13 protein-coding genes are annotated in these 15497 nt (G+C 62.4%); 10 read left to right on the forward strand and 3 right to left on the reverse strand.

The window, feature by feature from the left end:
* Window positions 1-42: 42 nt before the first annotated feature.
* Window positions 43-1653 carry an ABC transporter substrate-binding protein gene (locus R4P70_RS20660; protein ID WP_070796326.1) on the reverse strand — a complete coding sequence of 537 codons (1611 nt, stop codon included), beginning with the start codon at window positions 1651-1653 and terminating at the stop codon, window positions 43-45.
* Window positions 1654-1815: 162 nt separating this feature from the next.
* Here R4P70_RS20660 and R4P70_RS20665 point away from each other — a divergent pair, with 162 nt between their 5' ends.
* The 4 genes from R4P70_RS20665 (at window position 1816) to R4P70_RS20680 (ending at window position 5619) form a co-directional block, all read left to right on the forward strand.
* Window positions 1816-2976, forward strand: coding sequence for a pyridoxal phosphate-dependent aminotransferase (locus R4P70_RS20665; protein WP_317831457.1), 1161 nt, complete (start codon window positions 1816-1818; stop codon window positions 2974-2976).
* A 64-nt stretch (window positions 2977-3040) separates the two neighbouring features.
* On the forward strand, window positions 3041-3649 hold the full coding sequence (locus tag R4P70_RS20670) for a TetR/AcrR family transcriptional regulator (RefSeq protein WP_024487531.1): 609 nt from the start codon (window positions 3041-3043) through the stop codon (window positions 3647-3649).
* Between the two features lie 68 nt (window positions 3650-3717).
* Window positions 3718-5139, forward strand: coding sequence for an adenylosuccinate lyase (gene purB / locus R4P70_RS20675; protein ID WP_019747059.1), 1422 nt, complete (start codon window positions 3718-3720; stop codon window positions 5137-5139).
* Between the two features lie 66 nt (window positions 5140-5205).
* Window positions 5206-5619, forward strand: a complete 414-nt coding sequence (locus R4P70_RS20680) for an HIT family protein (protein ID WP_047889106.1) — start codon at window positions 5206-5208, stop codon at window positions 5617-5619.
* Between the two features lie 15 nt (window positions 5620-5634).
* Here R4P70_RS20680 and fes read toward each other — a convergent pair whose 3' ends face one another.
* Complete coding sequence (gene fes, locus R4P70_RS20685) at window positions 5635-6870, reverse strand: enterochelin esterase (protein WP_214500057.1); 1236 nt, start codon at window positions 6868-6870, stop codon at window positions 5635-5637.
* 66 nt (window positions 6871-6936) lie between these two features.
* On the opposite strand from fes, the gene fepB reads away from it, so the two are divergent.
* The 3 genes from fepB to R4P70_RS20700 all read left to right on the forward strand — a co-directional run bounded on the left by fepB (window position 6937) and on the right by R4P70_RS20700 (window position 10016).
* Window positions 6937-7932, forward strand: coding sequence for a Fe2+-enterobactin ABC transporter substrate-binding protein (gene fepB / locus R4P70_RS20690; RefSeq protein WP_317831463.1), 996 nt, complete (start codon window positions 6937-6939; stop codon window positions 7930-7932).
* 111 nt (window positions 7933-8043) lie between these two features.
* Complete coding sequence (locus R4P70_RS20695; RefSeq protein WP_317831465.1) at window positions 8044-9357, forward strand: sensor histidine kinase; 1314 nt, start codon at window positions 8044-8046, stop codon at window positions 9355-9357.
* Window positions 9354-10016, forward strand: coding sequence for a response regulator transcription factor (locus R4P70_RS20700; RefSeq protein WP_019747064.1), 663 nt, complete (start codon window positions 9354-9356; stop codon window positions 10014-10016). The genes R4P70_RS20695 and R4P70_RS20700 overlap by 4 nt, the downstream gene beginning before the upstream one ends.
* Window positions 10017-10113: 97 nt before the next feature.
* Here the strand turns inward: R4P70_RS20700 and R4P70_RS20705 are convergent, their stop codons facing one another.
* Window positions 10114-11046 (reverse strand): tyrosine-protein phosphatase, encoded by a 933-nt coding sequence (locus R4P70_RS20705; protein WP_021342988.1) that lies wholly within the window; start codon window positions 11044-11046, stop codon window positions 10114-10116.
* Between the two features lie 250 nt (window positions 11047-11296).
* Here R4P70_RS20705 and R4P70_RS20710 point away from each other — a divergent pair, with 250 nt between their 5' ends.
* The 3 genes from R4P70_RS20710 to R4P70_RS20720 all read left to right on the forward strand — a co-directional run bounded on the left by R4P70_RS20710 (window position 11297) and on the right by R4P70_RS20720 (window position 15491).
* Entirely contained in the window at window positions 11297-12331 is a 1035-nt protein-coding gene (locus R4P70_RS20710) for an ABC transporter substrate-binding protein (protein ID WP_020906369.1), read from the forward strand.
* Between the two features lie 155 nt (window positions 12332-12486).
* Window positions 12487-13380: a phosphoribosylaminoimidazolesuccinocarboxamide synthase gene (locus tag R4P70_RS20715; protein WP_019747067.1), complete on the forward strand. Its 894-nt coding sequence runs from the start codon at window positions 12487-12489 to the stop codon at window positions 13378-13380.
* Window positions 13377-15491: a S9 family peptidase gene (locus tag R4P70_RS20720; protein ID WP_019747068.1), complete on the forward strand. Its 2115-nt coding sequence runs from the start codon at window positions 13377-13379 to the stop codon at window positions 15489-15491. The genes R4P70_RS20715 and R4P70_RS20720 overlap by 4 nt, the downstream gene beginning before the upstream one ends.
* Window positions 15492-15497 lie beyond the last annotated feature (6 nt).

Below are 15497 nucleotides of genomic sequence, written 5' to 3' on the forward strand. Positions count from 1 at the left end.
AATCGGAGAAATAGATGCAGACGTAAAGCTTTGTCTTCCGGCTTATTTCAGAACTCGGATGCCTGGGCCCGCCAGGGTTCCACCAATCGGCGCGTACAGGGACGTCGCACCGTTGAAGAACATGAAGTTCGGCGATGTGGATACCGGAACGACGTCAGAAGAGGTGAATAGCGCCTGTTCCGCTTCCTTCCACACCGAGCAGGATTCCTGCCCGGGCAGAACCGAGGCCTTCGCAGCCAGTTCGGTGTATTCGGGATTGTCGATCGATGCGAAGTTGACGCCCGCCGGAGGGGTCGGGCCGGAGAAGTACGGAACGAAGATGCTGGGAGTGTCACTCTGGACGGTCAGACCGATCGAGATCGACCAGGATGTCAGGTCCTTTGCCGCGAACGTATTGGAGATGATGAAATTGTTGTCACCACCGCGAAGCTCTACCTTCGCGCCGAGTTCCTGCCACTGCTTCATCGCGTATTCTGCTGCTGCAGAAGTGGTATCGCGATAGTTGGCAAAGATGACCGTCAATTGCAGCGATTGACCGTCCTTGGTCAGAACGCCGTCGGATCCGGGCTTCCAGCCGGCGTCGGCGAGGGTCTTCTTCGCCGCGGCCATGTCGAACTTCGGAACTACACCGGTGACACTGTCGTAGTCACATGCCCGCGGATCGACAACGGCCAATGCCGTAGCGCGCGAACCCTTGCCACCGGTGTTGATGTCCGTGTAGTCGTCGAGATCGATTGCCTGCACGAGCGCGCTGCGCACCGCTTCGTCCTTGGTGGGAAGAGCAGAATTGTGGTTGAAGATGAACTGCCCGCTCAAGGTGTTCGACGTCATCGATTCCAGGCCGGACGCTTCCACACGTTCGATATCCGCACCGGCCACCGGTGCTGCGTTCACCGTTCCGGTGAGGACCAGGTTCGCCGTCGTCGCCGCGTCGGTCACGATCTTGATCGTGACGGCCTTGGGCACTCCGAGGGTGTCCGATGTGGTTTCGCCGTTCGGTCCCCAGTTGTATCCGTCGCGGCGTTCGAGCGTCACGTGATCGTTTGCCACTACTTCGGTGATCTTGAACAGGCCGGTTCCGTTGCTGCTGCTGCGAACACTGGCGGGGTCGTCGAGTGCTGCCTGGCATGCCAGTTTGAGAGCACCGATGCGCTCGAGCAGGAAGGGCGCAGGTTCCGCCGTCTTGATCGTGAGCTCGTCGCCATCGGCGGTTGCTACCGCAGTTTCGGGTACCGACGCTCCCAGCCACGGCGAGCCGTTCGTCTTGTCGACGACCCAGTTGATGTTGTTCGCGGCTGTCTGGGCAGTGAACGTCGTGCCGTCTTCACACGTGATCCCCTTTTTGAGGGTGAAGTTCAGCGAAGTTCCGTTCTCGCTCCATTTTTCGGCCAGATACGAGCCCGCTGCACGGGTTTTGGGGTCGATGGCCAACAACGAGTCGTTGGTATAGCTGTTGATTGCCTGCGTGGCAGTCAGGTTGGTGATCAGGGGATGAAGGTTGCCGGGGTCGGTGTTCACGATCGTCGTGAAACTCCCGTCCTTGGCGTAGTCCCCGGAGGTCCCGCCGCCAGGATCAGAGGTGCTTCCGCACGAGGCAACCGTGAGAACGCCGATCGTGACCAGAGCCGCGGTGGGCACTGAGCGAGCTTTCATCTGATGCACCTTTTGATCGAAGGATGTCGTCGATCAATGCTGCGCGAGGGACGTGGCCCAGGTCTCGTTGAATCGACTCATGCTGAGCACCTGAATCTGTCGGATCGTCACAATGGATGGTCGTCGTTTCTCACGGAAGTGTGGTTCGGCTACCGTCGGGGTGTGCGCTCAGAATCTCGTCGATCAGATATCCAGACCTTCCATGTCATGGATGTATGGAAGGCCGCGACCGAACGTCAGCGGACGCACGGTGACGTTCTGACGTTGGCTGCCGGTCAACCGTCGACCCCCGCGCCGGCACCGGTGCTACGTGCGACGCGCGAGATCCTCGGCACCGAACTACTCGGGTATACCGAGACTTTCGGGATCCTGCCGCTACGCGAAGCTATTGCGCGCTGCCACAGCGAGCGATCGGGAATAGCCGTCGACGCCGAAGACGTGGTGGTGACGACAGGTTCGTCCGGGGCGTTCACCTTGCTTTTCCTGGCCGCGTTCGACGAGGGCGACACCGTGGTGGTCGCTCGCCCCGGATATCCCGCCTACCGCAACACCCTTGCCGCTCTCGGCTGCAACGTCGTCGAACTCGACTGCGGGCCGGCAACCCGATATCAGCCGACGGTGGACATGCTCGAGGCCTTGCCGTCGCCGCCTGCCGGTCTGATCGTCGCCAGCCCGGCAAATCCGACGGGCACGGTGATCTCGCCCGAGGAGCTCGCTGCGTTGGCGACGTGGTGCGAGCAGCACGGCACCCTTCTGATCTCGGACGAGATCTACCACGGCATCGGATACGGCGATCAGCACACGTCGAGCGCCTGGGAGACCTCACGCGAATCCGTTGTGATCGGCTCGGTGTCCAAGTACTTCTCGATGACGGGTTGGCGGCTCGGGTGGATGTTGGTGCCGACGTACCTGCGGCGCCCGCTGCAGAGACTCGCGTCGAACATGACGGTGTGTCCGCCCGCGATCTCTCAGTACGCCGCCATCGAGGCGTTCTCGGACGAGGCGAAGGTCGAGTTGGACGGGCACGTTCAGCGGTACGCCGTCAATCGTGAACTGCTGTTGACCGGGTTGCCGAAACTGGGCATCACCGAGCTGGCTCCCGCCGACGGTGCGTTCTACGTCTACGCGGATATCGGCCATCTGTGTGGCGACGAGGGCGCCACCGCGTGGTGTGCCCGGTTGCTGACAGATACCGGGGTCGCGTTGGCACCCGGAATCGATTTCGACACCGTCCACGGAAACCGGATGGTCAGACTTTCGTTCGCGGGCGCGACAGCCGACATCCAGGAGGCGCTGACCCGCCTCGAAAAGTGGCTCGGGTAACAAACAGCAGGGTCTTCGAGCTGTTTCGCCATGCGGAGGTGCCCTCTGCTGGCACGATGTCGTGGTGTCTTCTGCAGCTACGCCCAAGGGTGAACGACGTCGCCAAGCTCTGGTGGCGTCCGCTGCTGAACTTTTGCTGGAGGGCGGGTTCGACGCCGTTCGTCACCGAGCGGTGGCAACCAGGGCCGACCTTCCTCTGGCTTCGACGACCTATTACTTCGACTCACTCGACGATCTGATCGCGTGTGCCGTCGAGCTCAACGGCAACGCCGACATGGAAGCGATGCGCGCCAGAGTGGCTGCGGTGACCCAACGTCGGCGGGGCGCGGAATCAACCGTCGAACTTTTGGTCGAGCTGCTGCTCGGAGACGAAGAGAAGCGGCCGGAGAGCCGCGAACGATTGATCTCGCGCTACGAACGATTTGTGGCATGTGCCCGTCATCCCGCGCTTCGTGACGTGCAGTTGCGCCTACGCGCCCAGCTCGACGACCTGTTGACCGATGCGCTTCGACGCTCGGGCCGAACGGCTCCCGAGGGGCAATTGCGCCGTCTTGTCGCGATGGTCGACGGCGCGATGATCACGGCGCTCGGGGAGTACGACCCGGATCCACGCGGGTTGGCCAGAGGAATGCTCTTGGAATCGATCGACGTGATGGCGCCGCCGGTCGTCTAGCTCGGGGGTGACAGCTGCTCTAGCTCGGGGGTAACAGCACTGCTCGGCCACCGTTAGACTGAGGCCTCGTGAGCCGCATCCCGAATGTCCTTGCCAACCGATACGCCAGCCCGGAGCTTGTTGCTCTGTGGTCTCCCGAGTACAAGATCGTGCTCGAGCGTCAATTGTGGGTGGCGGTGTTGCGTGCGCAGGCAGAGCTGGGCATCGACATTCCGGCCGACGCCATCGACGACTACGAGCGCGTCATCGACAACGTCGACCTGGCGTCCATCGCGGACCGCGAGCGGGTCACCCGCCACGACGTGAAGGCACGCATCGAGGAATTCAATGCACTCGCCGGACACGAGCAGGTCCACAAGGGCATGACCAGCCGTGACCTCACCGAGAACGTCGAGCAGCTGCAGATCGTGCGTTCTCTCGAACACGTCTACAACCACGGTATCGCCGTCGCCGCCCGTCTGGGTGAGCGCGCTGCCGAGTACTCGTCCATCGTGATGGCCGGCCGCTCGCACAACGTCGCAGCTCAGGCCACCACCTTGGGCAAGCGTTTCGCTTCCGCGGCCGACGAGCTTCTCGTTGCACTGACACGTCTGCGTCAGCTGATCGACCGCTACCCGCTGCGTGGGATCAAGGGCCCGATGGGTACCGCTCAGGACATGCTCGACCTCCTCGACGGCGATGCGGCCAAGCTCGAGCAGCTCGAAGCGAAGGTCGCGGAGCACCTCGGATTCGCCCACGTACTGACCAGCGTCGGCCAGGTGTACCCGCGTTCCCTCGACCACGACGTCATCTCCGCGCTCGTCCAGGTCGGCGCGGGCCCGTCGTCGTTTGCACACACGATCCGCCTGATGGCCGGCCATGAGCTGGTCACCGAAGGCTTCCAGCCCGGCCAGGTCGGCAGCTCGGCGATGCCGCACAAGATGAACACCCGCTCGTGCGAGCGAGTCAACGGACTTCAGGTGATCCTGCGCGGCTACGGCTCCATGGCAGCCGAGCTTGCGGGTGCACAGTGGAACGAAGGCGACGTCTTCTGCTCCGTCGTGCGTCGCGTCGCTCTGCCGGACGCGTTCTTCGCGATCGACGGCATGTTCGAGACCTTCCTGACCGTGCTGATCGAGATGGGCGCGTACCCGGCCGTCATCGAGAAGGAACTGACGCGCTACCTGCCGTTCCTCGCCACGACCCGCGTTCTCATGGCAGCGGTGCGCGCGGGCGTCGGACGCGAGACCGCCCACGAGGCGATCAAGGAGAACGCCGTCGCAGTTGCGCTGGCGATGCGTGAGGAAGGCAAGGAGCCCGACCTGCTCGATCGCCTTGCCGCCGACGACCGTTTGCCGCTCGACCGCGCCGCCCTCGACGAGGCTCTGGCCGACAAGGCGGCCTTTGTCGGCGCCGCGTCTGCTCAGGTCGACGCCGTTGTCGCCGAGGTGCAGAAGCTTGTCGACGCCAACCCCGAAGCTGCGGCGTATGCGCCGTCGCCGATTCTGTAAGGGCTACGCCCCCGTGCGCCTTTTCGGTAGTCACCACCACCGAAAAGGCGCACAGGGTCGAAGAGCATGAACTGCATCTTCTGTTCCATCATCGCCGGTGAGGCCGAGGCCAGCGTCGTCTACGACGACGCGAATGTCCTTGCCTTCATGGATATTCGGCCGTTCACATCCGGCCATCTCCTGGTCGTGCCGAAGCGCCACGCCAGTGGATTGTCCACGCTCGATTCCGACGACGGTGCCAGGATCTTTGCTGTCGCACAGAAGATCGCCGCAGCGATGCGTACCGGACCTCTCCCGGTCGACGGAGTGAATCTGCATCTCTCCGACGGAGCTGTTGCGGGGCAGGAAGTCTTCCATGTTCATCTGCACGTCATTCCGCGAAATCGCGGCGACGGCTTCGGCCTGCGTGCACTACCTCGCACGCCCAATCGGGCAGTTCTCGACAGCACGGCTGCCGTCATTCGCGGTGCACTGAACTAGCGGTACCGGCCAGTTTCAGGGGCTGCCGATCAGTTCGACAACGGAGTCCAGAAGGACACTGCGCCAGCACAACCAGTCGTGGCCGCCGTCGAAGATCCGATACGACACTTGCGCTCCGGCAGCTTCCAACGCCTGTGCGACCGCTGCGCTGTGCCCGACCATGTCGGACTCGTGCCTACCTACTTCGAGGACAACGCGTAAACCGTCCGGCACGCCATCGCGCTCGATGCGTGCGGCGATGTCTCCACCCGGCGGACCGTCCTCGCCGCGCTTCAAGCCTGTCGGCCACCAGAATGAACCGGACCCGCTGGCGACCAGCGCGAAGTGTTCGGGGAATTCGAGTGCTGCGAACATCGAGGCCAGGCCGCCGAAACTCTGCCCTGACACCACCGTTCGCGTTCGATCAGACGAGAAGGGTGCGACGGCGCGCACCTGTGGAAGTAGTTCGTCGACGACTGCACTCCAGTAGTCGCGGTTGCACGGCAATTCCTTCGAACGACGTTGATTGTCAACGGAATCAATGGCCAGCAGAACGCAGGACTTCAGTTTGCCGGTCTGGACTGCACGATCGAATGCGGCACCTGCTGGCATGACCTCGGCCCAGTGGCGCCCGTCGAGAAGTATCACGAGCGGCCGTTCTTCGAGCGGTGTCAATCCGTCGTCCACGGTCTCGTAGATCCACACCGGCCGCTCGACGTCCAACGTCGAACTGGCCCAGGTGAGCTGTATCGACTTCCTGAAAACTGGAGCATCCCAACCGAACTGGACCGGCGCCGAGGGCATCTCGGCGACGGAACGCCTTGTGTTCACGCCTGCGGAGAGCGGATTGAGTGGGTCGGCAATTCGGTGTTCGAGCAACCCCAACCAGCGGGTGCGGCGGGTCGAGTCTTCCTTGCCTGCTCCCGGATAGTCGAATTCGTCGACTACGGACTTCGGCACCGGGATGATGCTGTAACTGCTACGCCAGGTGTTCGAGACTTCGGCGGCGTAGAACCACACCGGACTCTCGCCGACCCGTTGCATCACGCTGAGTTGTTCCGCGTGATGGTCGGTCAACGAATTTGCGTCGAGGTAGACGCGCTCGACTTCCGTCTCCTCGGGCTGTCGCCAGAGGAAAGTTACTCGAACAGTCTGTGTATCAACACTTTCGATGATCGGTGTGCCTTGTTGCACTATCCGGTTCCAGAAGGTGTCGATGTCGGGCGAGGCCGCGAGGGAAGCGGACAATTCTGTCACCGCCTGAGTTAGCATGAGCGCAGCCTAACCTAATTTCATGGGCTTTTGAATTCGAGGAGTGGTCCGCCAGTGGGCGTCACAATGAAAAAATCGCGCGCCTTGAAGGTGCTCTCCGCAGTCTTGGTGGCAGGGTTCGCTCTCGCCGGATGTAGTTCTGCGGATGCCGATTCCGGTGCTGATTCGGCTGCATCGCAGGGTAATTGGCCCCGCACGGTGGAAACGCCGAAGGGGCCGGTGGAGATCACGTCGAAGCCGGAGAGGATCGTCTCGACCAGTGTGACGCTGACGGGCACGCTGTTGTCGATCGACGCTCCGGTGGTGGCTACCGCATCGACGGGACCGAACACCGACGTATCGGATGCGCAGGGGTTGTTCACACAGTGGGGCGACATAGCTCGAGAACGTGGACTCGCAGTGCTGCCGATGGGCGGAGCGAACGCAGAATCCGTTCTGGCCCAGAACCCGGACCTCATCGTCGTCTCGGCGACTGGAGGTGACTCCGTCGTCGATCTGTACGAACAGTTCACGGCCATCGCTCCGACAATCGTGGTGGACTACGGCGGAAGTAGTTGGCAGGAAGTGGCCGCCGTGCTGGGTGAAGCGACAGGTCTCGAAGACAACGCAGCGGCCACGGTCGCGAAATTCGACAGCGCAGTAGAGGCAGCGAAGGCCGAGATCACACTTCCCCCGCAGCCGACCACCGCGCTCGTCTACTACGAGGACGGCAGCGGCGCCAATATCTGGACGCACGAGTCCGGGCAGGCGAAGTTGCTCACGGCGATGGGTTTCACGGTCGCCGACATTCCCGAGTCTGCGAAGAGCAGTGAATCCATGGGTAAGCGCAAGGACATCATTCAGGTCTCGGCCGAGAACCTCTACGACGGTATCGCGGGCAACACCCTGATCTTGGTCAGCGCCGACGACGGTGCGGTGAAAGCGGTCGAGGCACTTCCCCTGTTGGCGCAGCATCCGGCAATTCGTGATCACCATGTCTATGCCGTGGGGCTCGATACCTTCCGTCTCGACTACTACAGCGCAACCAACATGGTGAACCGGTTGGTCGAGCAGTTCAGCTGATCCATAAGTACTAGTGCTTTCACCCCGAACTAGTCCTTTGGTTGTAGCCGAGAATCGAACATTCCCTTCACGTTCGTCGAATGTGGGACCAAGTGGTGCGCGCATGCCACCATGAACGTCAATCATCGGATGCGGAATGGGGAGTGGATGTTCGACTCGGCTGGTCAGAATGTCTCGGGGCAAGCCCTGGCATCGCGAGGGTGGGGACGTTTCAACCTGAACAACCCGGCCACGGCGGCCGTGATCGTCGGCGTGCTGAGTGTGCCGTGGGTGTTCGGTCTCGCCAGTCTCAAGACTGAACCCGAGACGAGCAATCGAGTGCTGAGCGATCCGGGAACCGTCGTCGGCATCATGGGTTTCCTGACGGTGTTGACCGTGGTGGCGTGTGCGCGCCGGCGGTACCCGATCGCGTACTACCTCCTGACGTTGGCAGGATCCGGCGGATTGATGCTCTTCCTCGGGAGTCGATCGCTGGGGGCCACGCCGCTTTTCTGGTTCGCGATCATGGCAGTGTCCATCCGGGTGAGCGGCATGCGCCTGGTCGGACTGCTGGTCCTCGGAATGGCGATGGACGTGATCTTGGCGATGTATCTCACCGAGCGGGACGGGCTGACGGTCGCAGAGGTTCAGGTGGGGGAGTTGCCCCACCTGTTCCTCGAACCGGCGGCAAACACCGTCACGAGTTTTCTGGTCGTCGCCGCCATGGGAAAGATCGTCGCGCGTCTGCGAAAGCAAGCAATGGAGAACAGTCAGGCGGTAGCGGATCTGCACCGGGACCGCGAACGCAAGATTGCGAATGCCGTTGTCGCCGAACGGCAGGACATGGCACGTGAGTTGCACGACGTCGCGGCTCACCACATGACCGGCATGATCATCCAGGCCCGTGCCGCCGACAAGTTCTTCTCGAGCAATCCAGAACAAGCGCAAGCCCTTCTGGGCGGCGTCATCGAGCAGGGGCAGCGGGCCCTCAACAGCTTGCGGCAGATCGTGGGGATCCTCCGTCTGGGTGAGGAAGACCCCGATTTCCCGACGCCTATGGTCTCCGACATCGACGAGTTGGTGGACGACTGCAGGCGCACCATCTCGTCGATCTCGCTCGAGAAGGTCGGCCGCTTCGACGACCTGGACAGCGGAGTCCAGCTGACGTGTTACCGCATCGTGCAGGAGGCGTTGTCGAACGTCCTTCGCCATGCGCCGGGTAGCGAGTCCAAGGTATGTCTGAGCCGAGAAGCCGGTGCGGTGCGAGTCCGGGTGATCAATACGCTCGGGAATGCTCGCCCGTCCTCCGACGGGCAAAACCTCGGAATTGTGGGAATGCGCGAACGCGCGACGCTCATGGGTGGTCAACTGGACGCCGGACCGAATTCGGAAGGTGAGTGGGCTGTGCAGGCACTGGTGCCGGTGAACGGGAGGATCAACGCATGATCGATGTCCTTATTGCAGACGACCAGCAGGTGGTACGGCAGGGGTTCGAACTGTTTCTCTCCGGTCACCCCGAGATTCGCGTCGTCGGGCATGCCAAGACGGGAGTCGAGGCGTACGAGCAGGTGCGTGCACTGCGTCCGGACGTCGTACTGATGGATATCCGAATGCCTCACGGTGACGGGTTGACCGCGACCAGGGAGGTCCTTGCCGAGTTTCCGGCGACCCGCGTCGTCGTGATCACCACGTTCGATCTCGACGAGTACGTTTTCGAGGCGCTCGACAGTGGCGCCGCAGGGTTCCTGCTCAAAGACGCCGATCCCGAGGAGCTCTCGTCGGCAGTGCTGACCGTGGCCGAGGGTGGCTCGGTGCTCTCTCCGAGATTGACGTCGAGACTGATCGTGGAGTTCGCGAGGCGCAAGCCGGCACCGATGTCCACGGCGCGCTCCGGATCGGATCACGGTCTCAGCGCGCGTGAAATGGATGTGGTGCAGTTGCTGTCACAAGGCTTGGGAAACAACGACATCGCAGATTCTCTCAGCCTCGAGCAGAGCACGGTGAAGTCGCACATCAGCAACATCTGCAAGAAGCTGCAGGTGCGCACCCGTGTGCAGATCGTCATCTGGGCGTACCGAAACAACGTGATCGCCGTATCGCGCTGACGCACGGGACGCTGCGGCGCATCCGGCACGGCGCGGGCAGAGAAATTCCACGTGCCCCGGGTTCGACCCCTCGTCGAACCCGGGGCAGCTGGGTCGCTCAGCCCAGCAGTTTGGCTTTGAGCGTCATGACGGTCGCCGGACTCAGACCCAAGCCCTCGGTCAGGTAACGATCGACCGACCCGTAGGTCAGGTCCAACTGGGCGAGGCCGGCATCGAGATAGCTTGCCTCGACACCCAACAGGGGCTCCATGTTGACGGCCATCTGTTCGCCCAGGCTCGCCGCGATGCCCGCGCGCGTGGCCTTCATGCCTTCGGCTGTGTATTCGTTGGTCAGCAAGTAGTCATTCATGATCACTGAGCGGTCGACACCGGCGATGCTCAGCAGCAGAAACGACGTCCAGCCGGTGCGGTCTTTACCTGCAGTGCAATGGAAGACCTGTGCGCCTTCGGTTTCCGCGAGGCCCGTGAGCAACTGTGCGAACCCGGCTCGCTCCGTCGCTCCGGTGACGAAGGCGCGGTTCATGTCCTGCATCATCGATCGTGAGTCATCGGGGGACTTGATCTTCGCGACCATCTCGGCGATGTTCCCGGACAGGATCGGAATGTTCTCGTACGCAACCCCGTTGGGCAGGACATCCGGCTTGCTGGCGATCTCGGGTTCCGTGCGCAGATCGTAAACCTTTGTCAGTCCCAGCTTTTCGAGAATGCTCATGTCATCGCCCTTGGGCGTGATCGCGTTCGCGCGGTAGAAGACTCCCTTGTTCACGGGCAGACCGAGAGTTCCCGAGTATCCGGCGCCGGTGCCTGCGACGTCGCGGAAATTGTCGATCCCGGTCAGCCGCGGAGCATCTGGGGTTTGCTCGGCACTGCCGAAGTTGCTGGATCCGAAATCCAGTGAGCCGAACTGTGGAGCCGAGGGGGCAGGTTCGGCGTGCGCGATCGAGGCGCCGAAACCGGTGATGAGAAAGCTGCTGGTCAACGCAATGGCCGCGGCAGACCGTAGCGAGCACGTGCGCGTGGATCGGGACATGTGTGAGCCCTTCGTCGAGCGGAGAGAGTGGCTGGTCGATGAGGTATCGCGAAGGCAAGGTAGCGAGTTCGCGTGTCCGATTCGAGAGGAATCTTGCTTTGCTCCCTCTCAGTGGGAGGCGTGCTGCTGTGAGCGTGAGTGACTCGGGAGGCGCAGTTCATTCCTCGGGACCTGTGTTTGTGTAAAGGTCCAGTGCCCTGATATTGGTTAGCCTCACCAAATCAATTCCGGAGCAGTCCGGTGCGTTCAGATGGAGTTCAACATGCGGGTTCAAGGTCTGTCGTGGTTTCGCCGCGCAGTGGTGATCGGCGCAGCAGCTGCGCTGGCGGTCGGCGTCGCCGGCTGCAGCAACTCCGAGGAGGCGTCGTCCGAATCGTCGACGACAGCCGCGAGCTCGCAGACCCGTGTCTTCGAGGCACAGAACGGATCCATCGAGATCCCGAGCGACCCGCAGCGGATCGTGGCCTGCGGATACGCAGTTCTGCCGCTGATTCAGGCGGGAGCGAACCTGGCAGCAGTATGTGAGTGGACCCGTGAACTCGGCAACATGGACGACAAGACCAAGGCCGCTTACGAAGCTCTGCCGAAGGTCGCGCCCGACGGCAACGTCTCCCAGCTCAACTACGAGGGAATCGTCGCTGCCGAGCCCGATCTGATCATCATGGGTGTTCCCGCTCGTGTCGAAAGCCAGCTGGACATGGCGCAGCTCAAGGCGGCCGCTCCCGTCGTCTTCCTGGGACCGACGGTTCCTGCTGATTGGCGAGTGCTGGGCGAGCAGTTCGCCGATGCCGCGAATGTCTCCGACACCTACGGCGAGTTCAAGGACGACTACGACGCCAAAACCGCCGAACTGGCCGCGAAGTACAAGGACAAGCTCGGCTCGTTGACCTTCGGCGGCGTGTGCAACGTCTGCAAGCCCGAGGCCGGCACCTTCTCACGCGAGTACGCGTCTTCGTACACGACCAATCTCTTCGACGGACTCGGACTGCAGTTCCCCGGCACCCCCGCAGACCCCGCCGACATCCACGTCGAACAGGTATCCATCGAGAAGATCGGCGAAAATCTCGGAAATGTCGACGTGATCGTCTACGGCCTCAACGCCGACGGCTCGATGTCTCCGCAGTTGCAGGAGCTGGTCAATTCCGAGCTGTGGAAGGAATTGCCCGCAGTGAAGGCCGGCAACGTCGTCCAGGTCCAGCATTCGTTGGCCGCGACCTATCAGACGGCTCTTCTGACGCTGGACTCGATCGACGAGGGCCTGTCGAAGCTGCCCGCAAACCAGTAGTTCATCGACTGTGACGGTGGCCTCTCGCCTGCTGGCGAGGGGCCACCTGCATATCCGGATGAGCAGGGCGGACAGCTCTCCGAACGGCGAGGACGCTTACCTGTCCCGGCTACCGGGGTTCTGTACGAACTGCGAACGCCCGATAGGGTGACCGGGTGCGTCCTACACTTGATTCCTACACTCATCTGGCCGGTGGCAAGGTCCGTGACCTTTACACGATCGACGACGAGCATCTGCTGCTTGTCGCGAGTGATCGGATCTCGGCCTACGACCACGTGCTCAGCACGCCGATCCCGGACAAGGGTCGCGTGCTCACCGCGATGAGCGTGTTCTTCTTCAACGTCCTCGGTGGCACCAACCACCTGGCCGGCGAGCCCGACGACGATCGCATCCCGGAAGAGGTTCTCGGCCGCGCTCTCGTGGTGCGCTCCCTCGACATGGTTCCCGTCGAATGCGTCGTTCGTGGCTTCCTCACCGGCTCCGGCCTGGTCGACTACAACAACACCGGCGCAGTGTGCGGCGTCGCGTTGCCCGAGGGCCTCGTCGAGGCGTCGCGGCTGCCCGACCCGATCTTCACCCCGGCGTCCAAGGCAGCTCTCGGGGATCACGACGAGAACATCAGCTTCGATCAGGTAGTGGAGAAGGTCGGCCAGAAGCTGGCAGTGCAGCTTCGCGAGGACACTCTCGACGTTTATGCCCGCGCCTCCAACTTCGCGGCCGATCGCGGAATCATCCTTGCGGACACCAAGCTCGAATTCGGTCTCGACTCCGGTGGAAACCTCGTGCTCGCCGACGAGGTGCTCACCCCCGACTCGTCGCGCTACTGGCCTCTCGAAGGCTACGAAGCGGGCAAGGTGCAGCCCAGTTTCGACAAGCAGTTCGTGCGCGACTGGCTCACGAGCCCCGAATCCGGCTGGGACCGTAGCTCGGACACGACACCGCCGCCGTTGCCGCAGGAGATCGTCGACGCGACTCGGGCGCGCTACATCGAGGCGTACGAGCGCATTTCCGGTCTGTCCTTCGACGATTGGGTCGGTCCCAGCGCATGAGCCTGATCCCGCCGGTCGCAAAGAAGGTCCCCGCCGAACGTACCCATCACGGACACACGTTCGTCGATGACTACGAGTGGCTGCGGGACAAGGACAACGCCGAGGTCGTCGCATACCTCGAAGCCGAAAACGCGTACACCGACGAGCAGACGGCCGCGCTCGAGCCGTTGCGCGAGAAGATCTTCCAGGAGATCAAGTCGCGGACGCAGGAAACCGACATGTCGGTGCCCACTCGCATGGGTAAGTGGTGGTACTACTCGCGCAGCGTGGAAGGCAAGTCGTACACCGTCCAGTGCCGGTGCCCCATCGCCGGTGAAGACGACTGGACTCCGCCCAACCTGACGCCCGGCGTCGAGCTGGCGGGCGAGCAGATCCTCATGGACGGCAACGTCGAAGCCGAAGGGCACGAGTTCTTTTCGCTCGGCGCGTTCTCCATCAGCGAGGACGGCACGTTGCTCGCGTACTCGGTGGACATCGTCGGCGACGAGCGGTACACCTTGCGGTTCAAGAACCTCGAGACCGGTGAGATGCTCGCCGACGAGATTCCCGATACCGCGCCTGGCGCCACCTGGGCGATCGACCACAGTCACGTCTTCTACATGACGGTCGACGATTCCTGGCGTCCGGACACCGTGTGGCGTCACAAGCTGGGAACGCCGCAGAGTCAAGATGTTTCGGTGTTCCACGAGCCCGACGAGCGGTACTGGGTTTCGGTGGGGTCTACCCGCAGTGAGAAGTACCTGATGATCTGGGTCGGTTCCAAGGTGACCAGCGAAGGCTGGATGCTGGAATCGGCGAACCCGGAAGGCGACTTCCGCGTCATCATCCCGCGTCGCGAGGGCGTCGAGTACGGCGCTGAACACGCGGTGATCGGGGGAGAGGACCGCTTCCTGATCCTCCACAACGACGTCGTGGACGGAGTCAAGGCCGAGAACTTCGTGTTGGTGGAAGCTCCCGTGTCGGATCCGACAAACATGACGACGCTGATCGAGCACAGCGCAGACGTTCGTCTGGAAGAAGCCGAAGCTTTTGCCGGACACCTCGTCCTGAGCTACCGCCGCGAGGCGCTCACTCGGGTTGCCGTGTGGCCGTTGACGGATGACGGCTACGGCGAGCGTCACGAAATCGACTTCGACGAAGAACTCTTCAGCATCGGTATGGGGTCCAATCCGGAATGGGCGCAGCCCACCATCCGACTCGGCTTCACGTCGTTCATCACTCCCGGGCAGGTGTACGACTACTACGTCGCCAGTGGTGAACTGGCACTGCGCAAGTCGCAGCCTGTTCTCGGTGACTTCGATGCGAGTAATTACGAGCAGCGTCGCGACTGGGCAGTGGCCGACGACGGAACCCGCATTCCGCTCTCGATCGTGAGGCGCGTAGGTGCGCCGGAAGGTCCCGCGCCGCTGCTGTTGTACGGCTACGGTTCCTACGAGGCGAGCATCGACCCGTCGTTCTCGGTTGCCCGCTTGTCGTTGCTCGATCGCGGCGTCGTCTTCGTGGTCGCACACGTGCGCGGCGGCGGCGAGATGGGTCGTCACTGGTACGAAAACGGCAAGACGCTCACGAAGAAGAACACTTTCACCGATTTTGTCTCGTGCGCAAAGCATTTGATCGACACCGGTGTCACCGCCGCTGATCGGATGGTTGCCGACGGCGGTAGTGCGGGTGGATTGCTGATGGGGGCTGTCGCCAACCTCGCTCCGGAACTGTTTGCCGGCATTCTCGCCAATGTTCCGTTTGTCGACCCGCTGACGTCGATTCTCGATCCGTCGCTGCCGTTGACGGTCATCGAGTGGGACGAATGGGGAGATCCGCTGCACAACAAGGACGTCTACGACTACATGCGCTCGTACAGCCCGTACGAGAACGTGGAAGCCAAGGACTATCCCGCCATTCTTGCGATCACGAGCATCAACGACACCCGTGTTCTGTACGTGGAGCCGGCCAAGTGGGTCGCAAAACTGCGCGCCACCAAGACCGGTGATGCTCCGCTACTTCTCAAGACCGAGATGAGCGCCGGACACGGCGGTGTCAGCGGTCGGTACGAGAAGTGGAAAGAGGTCGCATTCGAGTTCGCCTGGGTTCTCGACACGGTTGGCGCAAACTAGCTTCTG

This window comes from Rhodococcus sp. IEGM 1241 (assembly GCF_033142365.1).
Classification (GTDB): domain Bacteria; phylum Actinomycetota; class Actinomycetes; order Mycobacteriales; family Mycobacteriaceae; genus Rhodococcus_F; species Rhodococcus_F erythropolis.

Bases quoted from the DNA above. Each gene is read 5' to 3' on its own strand.
- R4P70_RS20660 (WP_070796326.1), bottom strand. From the start codon at position 1,653: ATGAAAGCTCGCTCAGTGCCCACCGCGGCTCTGGTCACGATCGGCGTT.
- R4P70_RS20680 (WP_047889106.1), top strand. From the start codon at position 5,206: ATGAACTGCATCTTCTGTTCCATCATCGCCGGTGAGGCCGAGGCCAGC.
- fes (WP_214500057.1), bottom strand. From the start codon at position 6,870: ATGCTAACTCAGGCGGTGACAGAATTGTCCGCTTCCCTCGCGGCCTCG.
- fepB (WP_317831463.1), top strand. From the start codon at position 6,937: ATGAAAAAATCGCGCGCCTTGAAGGTGCTCTCCGCAGTCTTGGTGGCA.
- R4P70_RS20695 (WP_317831465.1), top strand. From the start codon at position 8,044: ATGAACGTCAATCATCGGATGCGGAATGGGGAGTGGATGTTCGACTCG.
- R4P70_RS20700 (WP_019747064.1), top strand. From the start codon at position 9,354: ATGATCGATGTCCTTATTGCAGACGACCAGCAGGTGGTACGGCAGGGG.
- R4P70_RS20705 (WP_021342988.1), bottom strand. From the start codon at position 11,046: ATGTCCCGATCCACGCGCACGTGCTCGCTACGGTCTGCCGCGGCCATT.
- R4P70_RS20710 (WP_020906369.1), top strand. From the start codon at position 11,297: ATGGAGTTCAACATGCGGGTTCAAGGTCTGTCGTGGTTTCGCCGCGCA.
- R4P70_RS20720 (WP_019747068.1), top strand. From the start codon at position 13,377: ATGAGCCTGATCCCGCCGGTCGCAAAGAAGGTCCCCGCCGAACGTACC.